Origin of the sequence: Stecheria intestinalis (assembly GCF_009696165.1) — a bacterium.
In the GTDB taxonomy this organism is placed as follows: Bacteria; Bacillota_I; Bacilli_A; order Erysipelotrichales; family Erysipelotrichaceae; genus Bulleidia; species Bulleidia intestinalis.
Genome location: NZ_VUMN01000002.1, coordinates 98,633 through 118,226 on the forward strand (window position 1 = coordinate 98,633; position 19,594 = coordinate 118,226).

A 19,594-nucleotide genomic window follows, 5' to 3' on the forward strand; every position below is an offset into this window, starting at 1 on the left:
TGATCATCCTGATTCTGCCGCGTGATGTGTTCGTGCGGCTTTTTTTGACTGGGCGGAAGGGAGAGAACAACATGGAGCAGTATCACTCAGGGCTGGAACCTTGCTGTATGGAACACGATGCGTGCGGCATCGGCACCATCGTGAACATTGATGGACATAAGAACTATGCCGTTCTGGATGATGCTCTGAAGATCGTGGAACGCCTCGATCACAGAGCAGGCAGAGATGCGACCGGAAAGGTCGGCGACGGCGTCGGAATTCTTCTGCAGGTATCGCATTCATTCTTTTCAAAAGCAGCGAAGAAATGCGGAATTGAGCTGAAGGGAGAAGGCGACTACGGGGTCGGCATGTTCTTCTTCCCGCAGGATGAACTCAATCGGACCTTTTCGATCCGTACGTTTGAAGTCATTGCGAGAAAGAACGGGCTGAAGGTGCTCGGCTGGAGAAATGTCCCGGTTCATCCGGAAATACTCGGCGAACCTGCAGCTAAGTGCATGCCATGCATCATGCAGTGCTTCATCGAGCGGCCGGATGGCATTTCCAAAGGGCTTCCGTTTGACCGCAGGCTGTATGTGACCCGCCGGGAATTCGAGCAGGGCAGCGAAAATACGTATGTCTGCTCATTGTCGTCCAGGACGATTGTCTACAAAGGAATGTTCCTGGTCATGCAGCTGAGAAAGTTCTATGAAGACCTGCAGGACGAGGATTATCAGACGGCAATTGCCATCGTGCATTCACGGTTCTCGACAAATACGTCGCCGAGCTGGCAGCGGGCGCATCCGTACCGGATGATTGCCCATAATGGCGAGATCAATACGATCCGCGGCAATGCGGACCGTATGCTGGCCCGGGAAGAGACCATGACTTCTTCCGTGCTGGAGCCGGATCTTGGCAAGATATACCCGGTTGTCAATGCCAGCGGTTCTGATTCGGCGATGGTGGATAATACGCTCGAATTCTTCTGCATGAACGGCATGCCGCTGGCCAAGGCGATGATGCTGATGATTCCGGAATCCTGGCGCTATGAACAGGGAATCAGCCAGGCCGGAAAGGATTTCTATCATTACTATGCAACGATGATGGAGCCGTGGGATGGCCCGGCTGCCGTGCTGTTCACGGATGGCGAGGTGTGCGGAGCAACTCTGGACCGCAATGGCCTGAGACCTTCCAGATACTATGTGACCAGAGATGGCAGACTGATTCTGTCTTCCGAAGTCGGCGTGCTCGATATTCCGGAAGATCAGATCATCACGAAGAGCCGTCTGATGCCTGGCAGAATCCTTCTGGTGGATACGAAGCAGAAGCGCATCATCTCCGATGAAGAGCTCAAGGCATCCTGTGCATCTGAAGCTCCTTACGGAGAATGGCTCAGCCGGAATCTCCTGTATCTGAAAGATCTGAAGATCCCTGCACATAAGCCGCCGGTGAATACTCAGGATATGCGCGATCACCTGTATCAGGTGTTCGGCTATTCCTATGAAGACGTCAAGGACGAGATTCTGCCGATGGCCCGGAATACGATTGAGCCGACTGCTTCGATGGGAAGGGATATTCCGCTTGCCCTCATGCATTCGAGAAGAACCTCGATCTTCGATTATTTCCATCAGCAGTTCGCACAGGTCACCAACCCGCCGATCGATTCTATCCGCGAGCATCTGGTCACGGATACCACGGTCTATGTCGGCACCGACGGAAACCTGCTGCAGGATTCTCCGGAAAACTGCAAGGTCCTCGAGATTGCCAACCCGATTCTCTCCGAGACTGACCTGATGAAGATCAAGGCCCTGGATCGTCCGGGCTTTCAGGTCAAGGTGCTGCCGATTCTCTACTACAAGCACACCTCGCTTGCCAAAGCTCTTGAGGCACTGAATGTCGATTGCGACCGGGCGATCAGCGCCGGTGCGAATATTCTGATTCTCTCCGACCGGGGCGTGGATGAAAACCATCTGCCCATTCCGTCTCTGCTTGCAATCTCCGCGGCGGAACAGCATCTGATCCGCACGAAGAAGAGGACCAGAGTCTCGCTGATTCTCGAAAGCGGCGAACCGCGCGATGTGCACCAGTGTGCTGCACTGCTTGGCTTCGGTGCCCGGGCGGTCAATCCGTATCTTGCCCATGAGTGCATCGGTGAGCTGGTCTCTGCCGGCATCCTGGACAAGGATCCGCATGTGGCCATGGATGACTTTGATCATGCGCTGCTCAACGGCATCGTGAAGACCGCTGCCAAGATGGGCATTTCCGTTCTTCAGTCCTATCAGTCCGCCAGAATCTTCGAGATCCTCGGTTTGAAGAAAGAACTGACCGATCAGTATTTCCCGGGAACGACCGCAAGGTGCGGCAGCGTCGGCATTGAGGAGATCGAAGCAGATGTGCTGGCCAATCATGACCATGCCTTTGATTCACTCGGCTTAGGCGTCGATACAAGGCTTGACAGCGTTGGCTTCCACCGGCTGCGTTCGGGCGGGACCGCATATGAACATCTGTATTCCCCGGAAGTTATCGTTGCCCTGCAGAGAGCAGTGCAGGATGGTTCTTATGAGGAGTTCGAGCACTATTCTTCTCTGCTCCATGGCGAGCATCCGCATACGCTGAGGGACCTGCTGGACTTTGTTCCGGCTGGCAAGCCGGTACCGCTGGAAGAAGTGGAATCTGCGGATTCGATCGTGCAGCGTTTCCAGACTTCGGCAATGTCTCTCGGTGCTCTTTCCGAAGAAGCTCACAGCTGCATGGCGATTGCGATGAACCGTCTGCACGCATGGTCCAATACCGGGGAAGGCGGCGAAGATCCGGAACGCTATGGAACCGAATCGAACAGTGCCATCAAGCAGGTGGCAAGTGCCCGTTTCGGCGTGACCTCGGAATACCTCAACAGCGCAAAGGAAATCCAGATCAAGATGGCCCAGGGAGCCAAGCCGGGCGAAGGCGGCAACCTGCCGGGCACGAAAGTCTATCCGTGGATCGCGAAGATCCGCTATGCGACCCCGGGTGTCTCGCTGGTCTCCCCGCCGCCGCATCATGATATTTATTCCATCGAGGACCTTGCCCAGCTGATCTATGATCTGAAGAACGCGAATCCGGATGCCCGGATTTCCGTGAAGCTGGTCTCGGAAGCAGGGGTAGGAACCGTGGCCTGCGGCGTTGCCAAAGCAGGTGCCCAGGTGATTCTGATCTCGGGCTTTGACGGCGGCACCGGGGCAGCTCCGCTTTCTTCGATTCATCATGCCGGCATGCCATGGGAGCTTGGTCTTGCCGAGGCCCAGCAGTCGCTGATTGACAACGGTCTGCGTGGCCGCGTGATTCTCGAGACCGATGGCAAGCTGATGAGCGGCAGAGATGTCGCAATCGCTGCCCTGATGGGAGCAGAGGAATTCGGCTTCGGCACGGCTCCGCTGGTTGCTATGGGCTGCCGCATGATGCGGGTATGCTCGAAGGATACCTGTCCGTTCGGCATCGCTACCCAGAATGAGAAACTGCGCGGCAGATTTGCCGGCAAGCCGGAATATGTCATGAACTTCATGAAGTTCACAGCCGAAGAACTGCGCAGAATCATGGCATCGCTCGGCTTCCGCACCGTCGAGGAGATGATCGGCAGAACCGACTGCCTGAAGCAGAATGACCAGATGCCGCAGGCAGATCTCTCTGCACTGCTGGATCCGCATTATGCAGAAGCACCGGTCCGCAGTCATGATCCTTCCGACTGCTTCGACTTCCATCTCGAGAAGACGCTGGATGAATCAGTATTTCTGCCGGAGTTCGAACCGTACTTCAAAAAGAAGAAGACCCATTCCTGCAAAGCGAAGATCTGCTCCTCCGACCGTTCCCTCGGCACGATCATGGGTCATGAGATCACGAAGCGCTTCGGCAATTCGCTGAAAGATGATACGTATGTGCTGAACCTTACCGGAGGCGGCGGCCAGTCGCTCGGTGCGTTCATACCGAATGGTATGACGATCAGGCTTCATGGCGATGCGAATGACCATGTCGGAAAAGGTCTTTCCGGCGGAAAGATCGTCGTGATGCCGCCGGAGAACAGCACGTTCAACCCAGCAGAGAATATTCTGATCGGAAATGTTGCGCTGTATGGTGCAACTTCCGGAAAGGCTTATTTCGATGGCATCGCCGGCGAGCGGTTCTGTGTCCGCAACAGCGGCGCAACTGCCATCGTCGAAGGATGCGGCGATCATGGTCTGGAATATATGACTGGCGGCGTTGCCGTGATTCTCGGGAGTACCGGCAGAAATCTGGCAGCCGGCATGAGCGGCGGCATTGCTTATGTGCTTGATGAAGATCACACGTTGTATCAGCGGCTCAACAGCAGCCTCGTGACCATGCATGAAGTGAAGGAACGCTATGACATCCAGGAACTCAAGGCCCTGATCAGCGACTATGCAGAAGAAACGGGGTCCGTGAAGGCAAGAAAGATCCTGGCAGACTTTGAGAATTACATTCCGAAGTTCAAGAAACTTGTGCCGGATGACTATCAGACGATTCTCAGCATCACCGGCAAGTTTGAAGAACAGGGTATTCCGCATCAGAGCGCACTGCTCGAGGCATTCTATGAGCTGAAGCAGAAGGAGGCACAGAAAAATGGGTAAGACAGATGGATTCCTGCTGTATCAGCGTGAAGAAGAATCGCTTCGCTCGCCATCGGAGCGCATCAAGGATTATGGCGAATTTCATATTCCGCTGGATCCGAAGGACAGGAAACTGCAGGCCGGCCGCTGCATGAACTGCGGCGTCCCGTTCTGTCAGTCGGCGATCAGGATCAAGGGAAAAGTCACCGGATGCCCGCTGCACAGCCTCATTCCGGAATGGAATGATGAGATCTGGCACGGCAATCTCGAACATGCATTATCCAGACTTACGAAGAAGAATCCGTTCCCGGAATTCACCGGCAGAGTGTGTCCGGCATTGTGCGAGAAGGCATGCACCTGCGGCGTGGAAGATGAACCGGTCACGATTCACGAGAATGAGTTTTACATCATCGAATCTGCGTTTGCGGCAGGCATGATGAAGCCGCATATTCCGGCCATGCGTTCCGGCAAGAAGGTCGCGGTCATCGGCAGCGGCCCGGCTGGCCTTTCCGCAGCGGATCGCCTGAATCAGCGCGGCCATTCCGTGACGGTGTATGAGCGGGAACATGCTCCGGGCGGGCTGATGATGTATGGCATTCCGAACATGAAGCTCGACAAGAAAGTCATCACCCGCCGCATCGATCTCATGAAAGCAGAAGGAATCAGCTTCGTCTGCGGCGTCGATGTCGGAAAAGACATCAGCAGCGAAGAGATCCTGAAGCAGTATGATGCCATCGTGCTGGCCTGCGGGGCCAAGCAGGCAAGAACGCTTCCGCAGACCGAAGGATGCGGCCAGGTGTTCCCGGCTGTGACGTTCTTAACTGAAGCGACCAGATCCGTGCTGGATCCGGAACACCAGCCGGCAATCTCTGCCGGAGGAAAGCATGTGATCATCGTCGGGGGCGGCGATACGGGCAACGATTGTGTCGCAACCTGCATCCGTCAGCATGCGGCTTCGGTAACCCAGCTGGAGATGATGCCGAGCCCGCCTAGAGAACGGCGCAGAGATAACCCATGGCCGGAGTGGCCGGATGTGCAGAAAACGGATTACGGCCAGCAGGAAGCGATTGCCGTATTCGGCAGCGATCCGCGCATCTACCGGTCCACGATCCATTCGCTGATCACGGACAAAGAAGGAAACCTTGCTGCCGCAGAAGTGGAGCAGGGGAGCTTCATCGACCGGAAATGGGTCACGGACGAAGGATCGATCCGCAAGCTTCCGTGCGAACTGCTGATTATCGCAGCTGGCTTCACCGGCTGTGAATCCTATGTTCCGGAAGCCTTCAGCATAGAGCTCGGTCCTCGTCATACCGTGAAAACAGAACCGGGCAGCTACCGTACTTCCGTTCCGGGCGTCTTCACGGCAGGTGATATGCATCGCGGCCAGTCGCTGGTCGTCTGGGCAATTGAAGAAGGCAGAGAATGTGCCAGAGAAGTCGATCAGGCCTTAATGGGATATACAAATCTTGACTGAATGAAAACTGCACGCATTGCGGGAAAATCCCGTCATGCATGCAGTTTTTTCTCTGTTTCAGAAAGAAGTCTCCGCATACCAGCGCACGCTGCCATCCTGTCTCACTTCCGCAAACAGGTTCCGGCGCTTTCCGGAGACCGTGATCAGATAGCGGAGGATCGAGCAACGCCGTTCGGGGATCTTTGAAGCACTGCAGTATACCGCAGACTGAATCTGGTAGACTCTCTGGCCGTCTTCATCGCTCCACACAATTGCTTTCGGTACCATCGCTCCGCTTTTCTGCTGTTCTGCAATGACATTCAGATATCTGATTCCCGGACTCATGATCTGCTCCTTTATAAATGCTCACGGTTTTCTGGATTCAATGAACCATCTGGTCTTCTGCTCATACGGAGAAGGAACCTTCTCCAGGTACAGCCGGCGGGGCTGCCCGTGAATCATGACTTCATAGCACTCTCCGCATCCGCCCGCCTGCGAAGCCATGCGGGATGGCCCTTTCAGAATCTTATCGATCGGGTAGGAAGCAGGGCGGCCTTCTTTCCAGCACACTGCCAGCGGAATGACGGATCCGTCTGTCCGGAACAGCACATCGACATCTACATATTTCCTGAATAGTTCCATGGTCCTATTATAGCGCATAAAACACAGAAATATGCAACACTGCATTCAGCAAAGATCAGAAATGATGATTTTATGCACAATCATGCGCAGAAAGAAAATCTGCCGTTTCCGGCAGATCTCTCAATGGCTTGCGTAATAGTCCAGGATGCAGGAATAGTATTTCTTCCGCGTTTCTTCTTCGGCATTGAAGATCTCGTGTTTTGAATCCTCGAACTTCTTCAGTTCGGCAGCAAGGCAGTTCTTCACGAAGGTTTCCTGGCCCTGGGACTTGACCATCGTATCTTTTCCTGCCTGAAGCACGAGGACCGGCGTCGAGATCTCATCGGCATGCTTCACTGCTTCAGAAGCACCTTCTCTGGCAGCTTTCGCCCAGCTCCAGGTTGCACCCCAGGTCTGATAGGAAGGGTCTTCGCGCCGCTGTTCCATCTGGTATTCATACCGATCCCGGTCCATGGCAGAACTCGTCTCGAATTCATCTTCTCCGGTGAAGACATGCTGACCAGGCGCATACGGATCATCCAGGCTGACTGCTTTCGAATAGACTGCCAGCAGTCCGACTGCCTCATCCGGAACAGTACCGTAGTTCATCTGCAGCATCGGCGAGCTCAGAACCGCCGCCTGGAATACGCCCGGATTCTGCTCCAGATACAGCGCTCCGACCGTGCCGCCCATCGAATGCGCAAACAGGTAGAGAGGAAGCGAAGGATGCTGTTTTCTGGCATAGCGGACAAGCGCTCTTGCGTCCAGCACATAGTCCTGGAATGAACGCACATACACCCGCTCATCCGGGTAATATCTCATTCGCTCGGATTTGCCATGCCCGCGCAGTTCCGCAAAGCAGATCGCATAGCCTGCTTCATAGAACCGGTAAGCTGTTTCGTGATACTTTCCGAAGAACTCGCAGAATCCGTGGATCATGACGATGCAGCCCTTCGGATTTTCCGGAACTGCATGGCAGTAATGAAGACGGACCCCGTCTTCGGTGACCAGATTTCCCTGCTCGACATGATCTCTGACCCAGGGCTTCAGGACCGTATCGATATAAGAACGATATTCCGGGCTCATTCGGTTTCCTGACTGACTTTCCAGGCAGTATCCGGGTAATTCGTGATGATCGCGTTCACGCCCATCTTCGTGCAGAGAGCCATATGCTCAGGCTCATTGACCGTCCATACATTGACTTCCAGACCTTCTGCTGCCGCATCTTCCATGAAGTGATCAAAGCGCAGATTGTACAGAGCAGGGTGCAGGGCAGATGCCTTCAGCTTCTTTGCATAAGGCGCAATTCCGACCGGACCGTCTTCATAAAGAATGCCGGTCTTCACAGAAGGGTCTAGAGATTTGATCCGGACCATGGAATAATGATTGAAGGAGGAGTACATCACGCGGTTTTCCATGCCGAATTCATGGACCAGGGCAAGAATCTTCTCTTCAATGCCTTGATAATCAACAATGCCGGTCTTCAGCTCGATATCGATCGTGAGCGCAGAAGGCTGAATCACTTCCAGCACTTCCCGCATCGTCGGAATCTCCACTTTGCCTAGCTCCGGGTAAGATGCACAGAAATTCAGTTTCTTCAGCTCTGCAAGCGTCAGATCGCGGATCCATCCGGATCCGGTCGAGGTGCGGTCTACCGTCTCATCATGGCAGACCACCAGTTCCCGGTCTTTCGTAAGCTGGATATCCAGCTCGACGCCATCGGCACCTAACTCGATTGCTTTCTGAAATGCAGGCAGGGTATTCTCCGGAGCATAGCCGCTCGCACCGCGATGCCCCCAGATCAAAGGTTTCTTCATAGTCAGACCTCTTTCTGAAGCTATCTTATCGATGAGATGAGATAAAGTAAACCGGAAGCCCTTCAGGAGAATCTGCAGATCCTCTTGTTTAACCAGAACTTTACATAAACTTGATGTTCCGCTGGTATCAGAACGGCCGGGTGTTTCCTAAGATAGAAGACGGAGAGAACAATATGAAAAGCAAGCTTACGAAGATTGAAAAGAACTGGGTAATCTATGATGTCGGAAATTCCGCATTCACACTGCTGGTTTCGACCATCATGCCGCTGTACTTCAACAGCCTGGCAACTGCAGACGGTATTTCTCATGTTGACTATCTTGCCTACTGGGGATATGCAGTCTCGATCTCAACGCTGATTGTCGCAATACTCGGACCGATTCTCGGTACCGTTACCGACAACAAAGGCTTCAAGAAACCGATCTTCATGTGGTCAGTGATCTTAGGCGCACTGCTCTGTGCCTTGATGGGCGTCATCACGAAATGGATGCTGTTCCTGATCATTTTCGTCACCGCAAGAAGCTGCTATCAGGCCAGCCTGATCTTCTATGACTCCATGCTCGTAGACGTCACTACCGATGAACGCTCTGACTATGTTTCTTCCCAGGGCTATGCCTGGGGCTATATCGGTTCCTGCATTCCGTTCATCCTGTCGCTCGTTCTGATCCTGCTCGGCCCGAATGCCGGCATTCCGACTTCGGTATGCATGGGCATTGCCTTTGCGATCACGGCAGTCTGGTGGGTGGTATTCACACTTCCGTTATTGAAAACCTACAAGCAGGTCCATTATGTCGAAAACTCCACTGCTTCCATCGGCAGCACGTTTGCACGCCTTGGCCATACGCTGAAGAATGCCATGCATCATAAGAAGATTTTCCTGTTCCTGCTTGCATTCTTCTTCTATATCGACGGTGTCTATACCATCATCGATATGGCAACTGCCTATGGTTCTGCACTTGGCCTTGATTCCACCGGACTGCTGCTGGCATTGCTCGTCACCCAGTTCGTTGCCTTCCCGAGTGCCATCGCCTTCGGCAAGTTCTCGGGAAAATATGAATCCTCGAAGCTGATCACCATCTGCATCATCGGCTACTTCTGCATTGCGATCTTTGCGTTCTTCCTGAAGTATCAGTGGCAGTTCTGGGTTCTCGCAGTTTCCGTCGGCTTGTTCCAGGGCGGCATTCAGTCGCTGTCAAGAAGCTACTTCACGAAGATCATTCCTGCAGATCAGTCCGGTGAATACTTCGGACTGATGGACATCTGCGGCAAGGGTGCTGCATTCCTCGGCACGATTGTTGTATCCAAAGGCTCTCAGCTCACCGGTTCCGTCAATGCCGGCGTCGGATCGATCGCAATCTTCTTCGTCATCGGCCTGATTCTGTTCCGCATGGCGGTAAAGACCAAGGCCGATGACTTCAGCAAGGCTGAGGCAGAGGGGGAACTCATCTGACAGTTCATGAAACCGGAAGAAATTCAGTATGAAGCGGTGATCGAACCCGTTCCGGATCATGGCGGAGCCTATGTCAGGTTCCCGTATGATCTGAAGAAAGAATTCGGAAAAGGCCGCCTGAAAGTCCATGCCTGGTTTGACGGCGTTCCGTATGATGGCAGTATCGTCAATATGGGCCTGAAAAATGCAGATGGCTCCACCTGCTATCTCATCGGCATCAGAAAAGACATCCGGAAACAGATCGGAAAAGAACCGGGAGACAAAATCCTGGTGAAGATCATTCTGGCAGAATAGAAAAAGAGGATTGTGAACAGCATGTGTCCGCAATCCTCTCTTAGTCTGTGTTTTGTTTTCATCAGATTTCACCTTCCTTGCCCGTACTTTAATCGCCGGAACAAAGCACTGCAAGGCTCCGGAAGCAGTTCTCAGAGAAGGCTCAGCGAATGTTCAGACAGATTTGACATTCCGGAAAAATCTTCAGTAATTCTTCACATTAACTTAATGTTATTCTTTACGGAACAGGCGCATGATACAGGAAGAAAGAAAGGGGACAGAAGTGATGAAGACGATTCTCGACACAGATATCCGGGTGATGATATGGATGCAGAACAGCCGCAGGAAATGGGTTACGGCCTTCATGAGAGCAGTCAGCGCATTGAGCGATCTCGGCATTTTCTGGATTGCCCTGGTACTTCTCCTGTACCGGATTCCGAAGTATACCTTCATCGCTAAAAAAGCAGGCCTTTCACTGATCGCGAACAGCCTGCTCATCAATCTTCTTCTTAAGCGCATCACCGCCCGGGAAAGACCATTCCAGGAATATCCGTTCCTGGAACCGCTGATCCGGCTTCCGAAGGACTGGTCGTTTCCTTCCGGTCATACCGGAGCAGCCTTTGCCTGCACCCTGGTGCTGATGCGGTTCCTGCCGGTTCACTTCGGATCTATGCTGATGATCCTGGCAGTCCTGACCGGGTATTCCAGAGTCTATCTCGGCGTGCATTATCCGAGCGATGTGATCGCCGGCGCACTGCTCGGTGCCCTGACGGCTGCCATTGCACTGAACTTATAGAAAACGGCCGGGGAAACCCATGAGCTTCAGCCATGGGGAGAAAGGCCGCTGTACCCGTATCATATAAGCAGAAAGGAGGTGACGTCATGTATCTGACGCAGACAAACTACATTCGGCATCTGCCGAAGGACCAGTACGAAGCGATCCTTGAGATGTGTGCATATGCAAATAATCTGTACAACGTTGGACTGTATCAGATACGCCAGCATTTCTTTGCGACGAACAAGTATCTGCGGTATGAAGAGAACTACCATCTTTGCAAAGATAATGAAAATTACAAGCTGCTGCAGGCCGGCATTTCTCAGCAGATCTTGCGGACGTGCGATCATGTCTTCAGGTCTTTCTTTGCGCTGCTGAGCAAAAAGAACTCCGGCGGCTACGAAAAGGAAGTGCGCATTCCGCACTACCGCACGAAAGGCGGAAAGTATCTGCTGGTGCTTTCAGCGAACGCAATCAGCATCAAAAACGGCAATCTGATCGTTCCGATGAGTCGTGCGTTTTCAAAGCAGCATCCGGACCTGGATTCCATACGAATTCCAGTGCCTGACAGAATTTCAGGCAAGCACATCGCTGAAGTCCGCATCGTGCCTGTTCTGAACGGCAAGGCACTGAAGATTCAGTACTGCTACGAACAGGAAGAAGAGCCGCAGAATCTGAATGCGGACAATGTATTAGCCATTGATGTCGGTCTCGATAATCTTGCGCCGTGTGTAACAACCACAGGGACGTCCTTCATCGTTGACAGACGTAAGCTCAAATCAATGAACCAGTGGTACAACAAGCAGCTTGCACACTATGCATCGATCAAAGACCATCAGAACGTCAAAGGCTTTACAGCTCGCATGAGCTTCATCACAGACAAGCGTAACCGGCAGGTGACGGACCACATGCACAAGGCTGCACGCCATATCGCTGATTACTGCATTGCCAATGATATCGGCACGCTTATTGTCGGACACAACGTTGACCAGAAACAGTCGGCCAACATGGGAAAAGCGAACAATCAGAAGTTTGTTCAGATCCCGTTTGATCTGCTTCGCACGTACTTAAAAACGCTGTGCGAGCGATACGGTATTGCGTACATCGAGACGGAAGAATCCTACACGTCAAAAGCATCGTTCTTAGACGGTGACGAGATTCCCGTTTACGATGCGGAACATCCATATACAGGGATATTCTCCGGCAAACGGGTGAAACGCGGGCTGTACCGTACCAAAGAAAACACGCTCGTCAATGCGGACATCAACGGAGCGTGCAACATTGCCAGGTAAGCAGAACCTCGGCATCGAGGGACTGTGCAGCGGGCTTTTGGCAAGCCCTTTGAGAATAAGGATTGCGTAAGCAGTCAGACTTCTCAAGAATCCCACGTGCTTTAGCCGTGGGAGTGTCAAAAAGAATCGAGGTCATCTTCGATGGCACTGCTTTTTGCGTAGGCCGAACTGCGTGCTTCAAAGAAGTCGGTCTTGACCTGATTGGCATCGGCATACTGGGATACCCAGCGCATGGACTCTGGTTCTTCTTCCAGACCCGGATACAGCGGTTCAAGGCCGATAGACTTCAGCCTGATATTGCCCAGATACCTGATATAGTCTTCGACCATCGACTGATTCAGACCAGGAATCTGATCGCCGATGACATAGCTGCCCCAGGCAATCTCCTGGCGCACGCCTTCATCGATCATGTCATAGATCATCTGCTTATTCTCCTGGGTGAAGAGTTCCGGTTCTTCCTTCTGCAGGATATTGATGATCTCCATGAACAGCCACAGATGCGTGTTCTCATCCCGGTTGATATAGCGGATTTCCTGCACGGAACCAGGCATCTTTCCATTTCTGCCGAGATTGTAGAAGAACATGAACCCGGAATAGAAATAGATGCCCTCGAGAATGAAGTTTGCCACGCAGACCCGCAGGAAGGAACGCTTGTCCTGATGAGCAACGAATTCATTGTACAGGTTTCCGATAAATGTATTCCGTTTCAGAAGATGTTCATCTTCTTTCCACTGATACAGAATCTGATCCCGTTCCAGCGGCGAGCAGATCGTGTCGAGCATATAGCTGTAGGACTGACTGTGAATGCATTCCTGGAAGGTCTGAATCGACAGGCACAGATTGATTTCATTGGCGGTCACATACTGGCTGATATTCGGCAGATTGGCTGACTGCAGCGAATCCAGATAGACCAGAAAGCTCAGAATCTTGTCATACGCAGTCCGTTCCGCCGGCAGCAGATTCGGATAATCCGACTTATCCGGATTCAGGCTGATCTCTTCCGGAATCCAGAAGTTGTTCATGGCATTCCGGTACCAGTCGGAAACCCATGGATACTTCAGATTATTGAAGTCATTGATATTGGTCGTATTGAAGTTGAGAAGTCTGCGATCCCGGACGTCGGTATCTCCATCGGGGTTGAATAAGGGCTTTCTGCGGATAGTATCTTCCATTAGTTCCTCCTTCAGGCTGAGCAGCTTTCGCATTCCGCAGGATCGAGCGAGCGGGAACGCACATAATAGATCGTCTTGACGCCGAGCTCATCTGCCAGAATATACAGATTCAAGAGCTCGCTCATCTTGTATTCATTCGTGATCCAGAGATTGAAGCTCTGGGCCTGATCGATATGACGCTGCCGCACTGCTGCAGCTCTGACAGACCAGGTCTGATCGATGGAATGGGCATTCTTGTAAAACCACCAGGTGGCAGGAGACAGATCCGGGGCAACCCGCGGCAGGATCGCTCCTTTCTTTTCCTCGAGATAGAAGCGGTTCATGATCGGATCCAGGCCGGCCGTCGTCGAGACGAGAATCGAAGTCGAGCTCGTCGGGGCTGCGGCCATCACATATGCATTGCGCATGCCATGCTCGCGGACCTGTTCCGCCAGCTTCTGCCAGCGCTCGCTGTCATAGTGACGGCGATGGAAATATTCGCCGCTCTCCCATTCCGACCCGGAGAACAGGGAATAGCTGCCTCGCTCTTCGGCAAGATCTGAAGAAGCCTTGATGGCTGCATAGGCAATGTCTTCAAACACTTTGTCCGCAAACTTCAGATGCTCTTCAGACTCCCATTTCACCTGATGCTTTGCCAGCAGGTGATGATAGCCTGAAACTCCAAGCCCGATCGAACGGTAGCGGTGATTGGTCAGCTCAGCAGCTGCAACCGGATAGAAGTTCAGATCAATGACATTATCAAGCGCCCGGACGGCATCGGCCGTCACAGAGTTCAGTTCTTCCGGGTCATCGATATTGATGTTTCCCAGACACAGCGATGCCAGGTTGCATACAACGTAGCTGCCCGGCTTCCTCACAGTGACGATGACCGGATCTCCGTCTTCGTTCTTCAGAGTTTCTGATACCAGTTCTGTTTCGCTCATATTCTGAGCAATCTCGGTGCAGAGATTGGAGCAGTAGATCATGCCTGCATGCTTATTCGGATTCGCTTCATTGACCGCATCGCGGAAGAAAGCAAATGGAGTTCCGGTTTCCACGGCGGAACGCAGGATGAGCCGCACGATTTCCTTGAGCTTCACCGTGCGCTTGCGGATATTGCTGTCACGCACGCAGTCAAGATACTTCTCTTCCCATTCCCTTCCATAGCAGTCTTCGAGGGCATAGCCTTTCTTCATCAGAATCTCATGCGGATCCATCAGATACCAGTTCTGATTCAGGTTTTCCTTTGCCATCTTCCAGAACAGATCCGGATAGCATACTGCCGGGAAAAGATCATGTGCCTTCATGCGGTCATCCCCGTTATTGGTACGCAGCTGCAGGAACTCCGGGAGATCCATATGCCAGGCATCGAGATATACTGCCGCTGCTCCCTGTCTCATGCCGAGCTGATCGACGGCAACTGCCGTATCATTGATCACCCGGATCCAGCGGATCACGCCGCCAGCCGCACCTTCAAAGCCGCGGATACTGCCGCCTCTTGCCCGGACCTTGCCGAGATACATTCCCATCCCGCCGCCGAATTTCGAGACTTCCGCAAAATTGCTGATAGAGGCATAGATACCATCCAGCGAATCCGGAACCGTATCGATGAAGCAGCTGCTGAGCTGATGATAAGGCTTGCGGGCATTGGCGAGGGTAGGAGTAGCCATCGTTACCTTGTGCAGACTCATCATGTCATAGAACCGCTTCACGATCTCCAGCCGGTTTTCTTTCTCATTCATGCCCAGATGCATCGCTACGCCCATATACAGCTCCTGCGGTGATTCCATCGGAATATGCGAATGCGTATGAATCACATATCTGGAAAGCAGAAGATCCAGTCCCGCCCAGGCAAAAAGATCATCGCGCCCGTCATCCATCATCTGCTCAAGCTTTCCGATTTCCTCTTCGGAATAATGTTCCAGAATGTAGGAGCCATAATAGCCTTCTTTCGTAAGCCAGACGAGCTTTTCATAGAAGCTGCGGATTCCGAGCTTCTTCTCTTCCTGACGGAGATTCTTATGGAACTGATAGGCAAGCAGTCTTCCTGCTGCTTTCTCCCATTCGGGTTCTTCTTTGGTCGTCAGTTCTTCGGCACTGCGGATCAGCAGTTCCATGCGGCTGTCCGGGGATAATGCTTCTTTATTCATCGACTGGAACTTGGCTGCCAGTCTGCTCAGATCGCACGACGGAAGATCTTTTTCCATCTTTTCCAGAAGGGCATACAGATTCGGGTCCTGCATCATCGCCGTCAGACTCAGCCGTGCATTTCTGGCTGCCGTACGCTTTTCCCGGTAGAGAATATAAGCCTTGGCGGCATCATAGCAGCCTTCCTTCATCAGGCTCTTTTCCACGGCATTCTGGATTTCTTCCACTGATGCCGAGTTCCGCATGCGGAACTGACTCTCCACGGATCGGACGATCCGGTTCCCGAGGTCTTCGGTATACTCCTGATTTACTTCTGCAAACGCTTTCTGAACCGCATTGCGGATCTTCTGAGGTTCATACGCAGTTTCGCTTCCATTTCGCTTGATTACTCGTTTCATGACCAATCTCCATTATGCAAACATTATCGGAATTCACGCCCGGGGGTCAACGGATATGCTCCTTCCTTGAAAAGAAGACTGCTCAGAGCCTGCATCAGCATAGAGAAGATTCCCGGACTTCTTCTGCCGGATGCAGAATAACCGGATTGCCCGTGAGCAGAACATCGAAGATAGGCTCTCTGCCAGGCAGAGAATCCAGTTCGCTTGTCATTTTTCTGCAGATCTTCCGTCAGATTCATAAGACAAGGCATTCCGCCGCAAAGCTAATTTAGGTCAGATTCCGCTCGCTTGTCTCTGCCTTCTGCCGGAAAGAAGGGGAATATCCATGGATCTGAGAGGAACAAAGTCGGAATTCTGTGACAATTCTGCTGGAAAGCATTTTCGAATTGCTTCCGGTCAAATATCGATCGATGTTTTTATTCCCTCGTAATTCATTGAGTGATCACACAGGAATGACAGTGATATCATAAAGAAAGCGTTGTTCATGAGGGGCAGATATGAAATCAGTCAGCAGAAGGAAAGGCAGTGCGATTTCTGCTCTTTCTGAAGAGGAAATCAATAGAATCGAACCGGATGTGATCCGGGAGAATCAGGAATCCCTGATTCTTGTGTCATCCGGAGCTGCAATTGTTTATGCAGTGCTTCTGATCTTTGCGTTTACGACGCCAGCATTCTATGGATCCGGCACATTATCCGGAATCATGATGATTCTGATGATCTCCTTGTTTCTGTATCTCCGCATCCGCAAGCCGGAACAGCCGAAGACCATTCAGTTTCTATGCTATTTTCTGATCTTGGCGCTGTGCGGATCTGCAATCATCCGGGGAACTTATCTTTCCAAAAGCAGCACTGCCGGGTCTTTTTTCGGAGTTCTGCTTGGAATTCCGATGTTCTTCATCAATCGGCCTCAGAAGTTCAGATGGCTCATCTGCACAGTGACAGCGGTGTTTCTGATCATGGCAATCCGGTTTGATTCGGCAGAATATGCAGTAATCGACGGGTTTTCTGCGATTGTATTCGGGATGCTAAGCATCGTTCTGAATGACCGGATGAACCATATGAAGATCCAGGGTCTGCTATACCAGAAAGAACTCTCCGATGTGAGCCAGCGTGATGTTCTGACCGGCCTCAAAAATCGCAACTGCTATGACCAGTCGTATTTCCGCTATGCGGACCAATGTCAGAATCAGCTTGCATGTATCTACCTTGATGCCAACGGTCTTCATGAGCTCAATGATACGAAAGGGCATGAAGCAGGCGATGAGATGCTGATCACGGTCGGCGGGGCAATGCGAGATGTCTTCGGAGATGCGGATACTTACCGGATCGGCGGCGATGAATTTGCTGCCTTTGCGGCAGATATTTCCGAGGAAGAACTTCAGACGAAGATCAGGATTCTCCGCTCGAAGATTTCTGACCAGTCTTTTTCAGCTTCGATCGGCACTGATATTCAGAAGAAAGAAGAAATGGATATCAACCTGCTGATTCGAAATGCTGAGCAGCACATGTATGACGATAAGCGCAGATATTATGAAACATCCGGGAAGGACCGCAGAAGAGACAATTCCGATGAACTGGAAGAAATGATCCGGATCGTGAATCACTCTGAAATACCGGAGGCCATCTACTGCTTCAGAGACGGAAGAGTTTGCACGGTCTGTGTCTCTGACGGGCTTTATGACATGATGCATTGCGAGGATGAGCCGGATAAGGCTTCCCTGATTGCCAGGTATGACCGCAATATGTACCGGATGACTCTGCCGCAGGATGCCGCCAGGATTGCCGCAGAAGCCCTTCGTTTTGCAAAAGAAGGCGGACGCTACAATGTGTTCTACCATGAGAAGATCTATCAGCAGAAAGAGTATACGCTGACGCATGCAGTCGGATATCATCACTATCTTGAGGATGGCAGCCGCATTGCCATCGTTACCTACAGTGATATCAGCCAGGCTGTCGCCGAACATCTGAAATCCGAAGCGGAAGCAGATAATTCCCTGAGAAGGTTCCTGGATCAGAGCGATCTCGGAATTGCTGTGATCCAGAGATCTGACGGAGAACTCCTTTACTGCAATTCTCCGATGTCCCGGATCCTGAAGCCGGTGAGAAACTTTGACAGCGGCATGACACTGTCAGAATTCGTGACCGGGGTCAGAGACCAGTCTCTGCTTCGCAAGGTCAGGGAAATCGCGGATTCAGGCAGCCAGATCATCCGGTTCCGCCCGGAGGACAGACCGTTAGCCATCCGGGTTTCCTCCCAGGAGTGGGAAGGCAGGGAAGTATTCTTCATCCGCTCTGAGCCGTGGGAAGAACTGTATCATGACAGTCTGACAGGTCTTCCGAATTTGACCTATTTCCGCGTGCATGCAAAGGATCGCATGAATGCAATCCGTGCTGCGGGGAAAACTCCTGCTTTCGTATATTTCGATCTGTATGGCATGAAGAGCTACAATGCCAGATTCGGTATCACGGAAGGAGACCGGATTCTGAAGTGTACCGGGGAGATTCTGAAGAGCGTATTTGAAGATTCTGCCCTCTGCAGGGTATCGGAGGATCATTTCCTGCTGCTTTCAGAAACATCAGAGCTGGAGAAGAGACTTCAGAAAGCCTGCGAAGAAGTGCGGAAATGTTCCAGGGATACGTTTCTGCAGCTGAAAGCAGGAATCTATGCAGAAGAAGAAAAAGATTCTGATAAACACAATTCTGATGATTTCTTCTCGCAGGCATTTGATGTTGCAAGACTTGCCTGTGCTTCGATCCGGAAAGATGCAGAAAAGTCATGGGCTTACTTCAGCGGCAGCGCTTCAGAGGAATACAATCGCCAGATACATGTGCTCCTGGAATTCCCGGACGCACTTGAAAAAAACAGGATCAAGGTGTTCTATCAGCCGATCTATGATCTTTCTTCCGGAAAGCTTGCAGGCTATGAATGCCTGGCGAGATGGCTGGATCCCGAAAAGGGACTGATCCCTCCTGGAGAATTCATCCCGGTCCTGGAAGAACATCATCTCATTGCAAAGCTTGATCAGTATATGCTTACGGAAATCTGCAGAGAAGCAGAGCAGCGCAGCCGGATGGGGATCGGGGAGGTTCCTCTCTCATTCAATATCAGCCGTGCAGACTTCAATGGAGAAGAGGTCTTTGAAACGATACTCAGGATCGCAGATCACTATCACATTCCGCATCACCTGCTGAACGTTGAGATCACGGAAAGTGCCTTCTCCGCTGATCCGGACTTTCTCAATGACCAGGTAGAAAAGCTTCATCAGGCAGGCTTCCAGGTATGGATGGATGACTTCGGCAGCGGGTATTCGTCCCTCGGAAACCTGCAGTCCATGAAAGTGGACCTCGTGAAACTGGATATCAGATTCCTGCGAAGCTATGAGCTGGAAAAGAAGAATGGCAATGCCGCACATGCTGCAGATATGATCACAGCTGTAATCCGCCTTGCAGAAACTCTTGGCTTGCATACACTCTGTGAAGGAGCAGAGACGAAGGAGCAGATTGATCTTCTCAGAGCAGCAGGATGCGAATATGCGCAGGGCTTCTATCTTGGCAGGCCTGCTCCGCTTTCTGAAATCCGTGCAGGACAGAAGTCCATGCCGGCTGCCTGATGCGGTTTGACGCTTCGGTCATAGTTCTCTACA

General features: G+C 52.0%; 13 protein-coding genes. 7 read left to right on the forward strand and 6 right to left on the reverse strand.

From position 1 onward, the window contains the following. Positions 1-71 precede the first annotated feature (71 nt). Both gltB and FYJ51_RS02015 read left to right on the forward strand, forming a co-directional pair. Complete coding sequence (gene gltB, locus FYJ51_RS02010; RefSeq protein WP_154502627.1) at positions 72-4,595, forward strand: glutamate synthase large subunit; 4,524 nt, start codon at positions 72-74, stop codon at positions 4,593-4,595. Next, positions 4,588-6,048 (forward strand): glutamate synthase subunit beta, encoded by a 1,461-nt coding sequence (locus FYJ51_RS02015; RefSeq protein ID WP_154502630.1) that lies wholly within the window; start codon positions 4,588-4,590, stop codon positions 6,046-6,048. The genes gltB and FYJ51_RS02015 overlap by 8 nt, the downstream gene beginning before the upstream one ends. A 57-nt stretch (positions 6,049-6,105) precedes the next feature. Here the strand turns inward: FYJ51_RS02015 and FYJ51_RS02020 are convergent, their stop codons facing one another. The 4 genes from FYJ51_RS02020 to FYJ51_RS02035 all read right to left on the reverse strand — a co-directional run bounded on the left by FYJ51_RS02020 (position 6,106) and on the right by FYJ51_RS02035 (position 8,465). Continuing rightward, the gene (locus FYJ51_RS02020) at positions 6,106-6,372 is read right to left on the reverse strand and encodes a hypothetical protein (RefSeq protein ID WP_105304256.1); all 267 of its coding nucleotides are present in this window, start codon (positions 6,370-6,372) and stop codon (positions 6,106-6,108) included. A 21-nt stretch (positions 6,373-6,393) separates the two neighbouring features. Further along, entirely contained in the window at positions 6,394-6,669 is a 276-nt protein-coding gene (locus FYJ51_RS02025) for a hypothetical protein (protein ID WP_105304255.1), read from the reverse strand. 120 nt (positions 6,670-6,789) lie between these two features. Beyond that, on the reverse strand, positions 6,790-7,734 hold the full coding sequence (locus FYJ51_RS02030; protein WP_105304254.1) for an alpha/beta hydrolase: 945 nt from the start codon (positions 7,732-7,734) through the stop codon (positions 6,790-6,792). Further along, positions 7,731-8,465: a glycerophosphodiester phosphodiesterase gene (locus tag FYJ51_RS02035; protein WP_154502633.1), complete on the reverse strand. Its 735-nt coding sequence runs from the start codon at positions 8,463-8,465 to the stop codon at positions 7,731-7,733. Before FYJ51_RS02035 ends, FYJ51_RS02030 begins: the two co-directional genes overlap by 4 nt. A 173-nt stretch (positions 8,466-8,638) precedes the next feature. Between FYJ51_RS02035 and FYJ51_RS02040 the strand changes: the two genes are divergently transcribed. The 4 genes from FYJ51_RS02040 to FYJ51_RS13445 all read left to right on the forward strand — a co-directional run bounded on the left by FYJ51_RS02040 (position 8,639) and on the right by FYJ51_RS13445 (position 12,253). Then, positions 8,639-9,913: an MFS transporter gene (locus FYJ51_RS02040; RefSeq protein WP_154502636.1), complete on the forward strand. Its 1,275-nt coding sequence runs from the start codon at positions 8,639-8,641 to the stop codon at positions 9,911-9,913. Between the two features lie 6 nt (positions 9,914-9,919). Further along, complete coding sequence (locus FYJ51_RS02045) at positions 9,920-10,207, forward strand: DUF1905 domain-containing protein (protein WP_154502639.1); 288 nt, start codon at positions 9,920-9,922, stop codon at positions 10,205-10,207. 232 nt (positions 10,208-10,439) lie between these two features. Further along, complete coding sequence (locus tag FYJ51_RS02050) at positions 10,440-10,982, forward strand: phosphatase PAP2 family protein (protein WP_154502642.1); 543 nt, start codon at positions 10,440-10,442, stop codon at positions 10,980-10,982. 86 nt (positions 10,983-11,068) lie between these two features. Continuing rightward, positions 11,069-12,253, forward strand: a complete 1,185-nt coding sequence (locus tag FYJ51_RS13445; protein WP_205946119.1) for an RNA-guided endonuclease InsQ/TnpB family protein — start codon at positions 11,069-11,071, stop codon at positions 12,251-12,253. A 116-nt stretch (positions 12,254-12,369) separates the two neighbouring features. Here the strand turns inward: FYJ51_RS13445 and FYJ51_RS02060 are convergent, their stop codons facing one another. Next, positions 12,370-13,425 (reverse strand): ribonucleotide-diphosphate reductase subunit beta, encoded by a 1,056-nt coding sequence (locus FYJ51_RS02060; RefSeq protein ID WP_154502645.1) that lies wholly within the window; start codon positions 13,423-13,425, stop codon positions 12,370-12,372. A gap of 11 nt (positions 13,426-13,436) precedes the next feature. Continuing rightward, a complete protein-coding gene (locus FYJ51_RS02065; protein WP_154502648.1) occupies positions 13,437-15,950 on the reverse strand; it encodes a ribonucleoside-diphosphate reductase subunit alpha in 2,514 nt (837 codons plus the stop codon). Positions 15,951-16,447: 497 nt separating this feature from the next. Here FYJ51_RS02065 and FYJ51_RS02070 point away from each other — a divergent pair, with 497 nt between their 5' ends. Then, complete coding sequence (locus tag FYJ51_RS02070) at positions 16,448-19,561, forward strand: EAL domain-containing protein (protein WP_154502651.1); 3,114 nt, start codon at positions 16,448-16,450, stop codon at positions 19,559-19,561. The last annotated feature ends 33 nt before the right edge of the window (positions 19,562-19,594 follow it).

Coding starts and splice junctions, on each gene's coding strand:
- gltB (WP_154502627.1), top strand. CDS start 72: ATGGAGCAGTATCACTCAGGGCTGGAACCTTGCTGTATGGAACACGAT.
- FYJ51_RS02015 (WP_154502630.1), top strand. CDS start 4,588: ATGGGTAAGACAGATGGATTCCTGCTGTATCAGCGTGAAGAAGAATCG.
- FYJ51_RS02020 (WP_105304256.1), bottom strand. CDS start 6,372: ATGAGTCCGGGAATCAGATATCTGAATGTCATTGCAGAACAGCAGAAA.
- FYJ51_RS02025 (WP_105304255.1), bottom strand. CDS start 6,669: ATGGAACTATTCAGGAAATATGTAGATGTCGATGTGCTGTTCCGGACA.
- FYJ51_RS02030 (WP_105304254.1), bottom strand. CDS start 7,734: ATGAGCCCGGAATATCGTTCTTATATCGATACGGTCCTGAAGCCCTGG.
- FYJ51_RS02035 (WP_154502633.1), bottom strand. CDS start 8,465: ATGAAGAAACCTTTGATCTGGGGGCATCGCGGTGCGAGCGGCTATGCT.
- FYJ51_RS02040 (WP_154502636.1), top strand. CDS start 8,639: ATGAAAAGCAAGCTTACGAAGATTGAAAAGAACTGGGTAATCTATGAT.
- FYJ51_RS02045 (WP_154502639.1), top strand. CDS start 9,920: ATGAAACCGGAAGAAATTCAGTATGAAGCGGTGATCGAACCCGTTCCG.
- FYJ51_RS02050 (WP_154502642.1), top strand. CDS start 10,440: ATGATACAGGAAGAAAGAAAGGGGACAGAAGTGATGAAGACGATTCTC.
- FYJ51_RS13445 (WP_205946119.1), top strand. CDS start 11,069: ATGTATCTGACGCAGACAAACTACATTCGGCATCTGCCGAAGGACCAG.
- FYJ51_RS02060 (WP_154502645.1), bottom strand. CDS start 13,425: ATGGAAGATACTATCCGCAGAAAGCCCTTATTCAACCCCGATGGAGAT.
- FYJ51_RS02065 (WP_154502648.1), bottom strand. CDS start 15,950: ATGAAACGAGTAATCAAGCGAAATGGAAGCGAAACTGCGTATGAACCT.
- FYJ51_RS02070 (WP_154502651.1), top strand. CDS start 16,448: ATGAAATCAGTCAGCAGAAGGAAAGGCAGTGCGATTTCTGCTCTTTCT.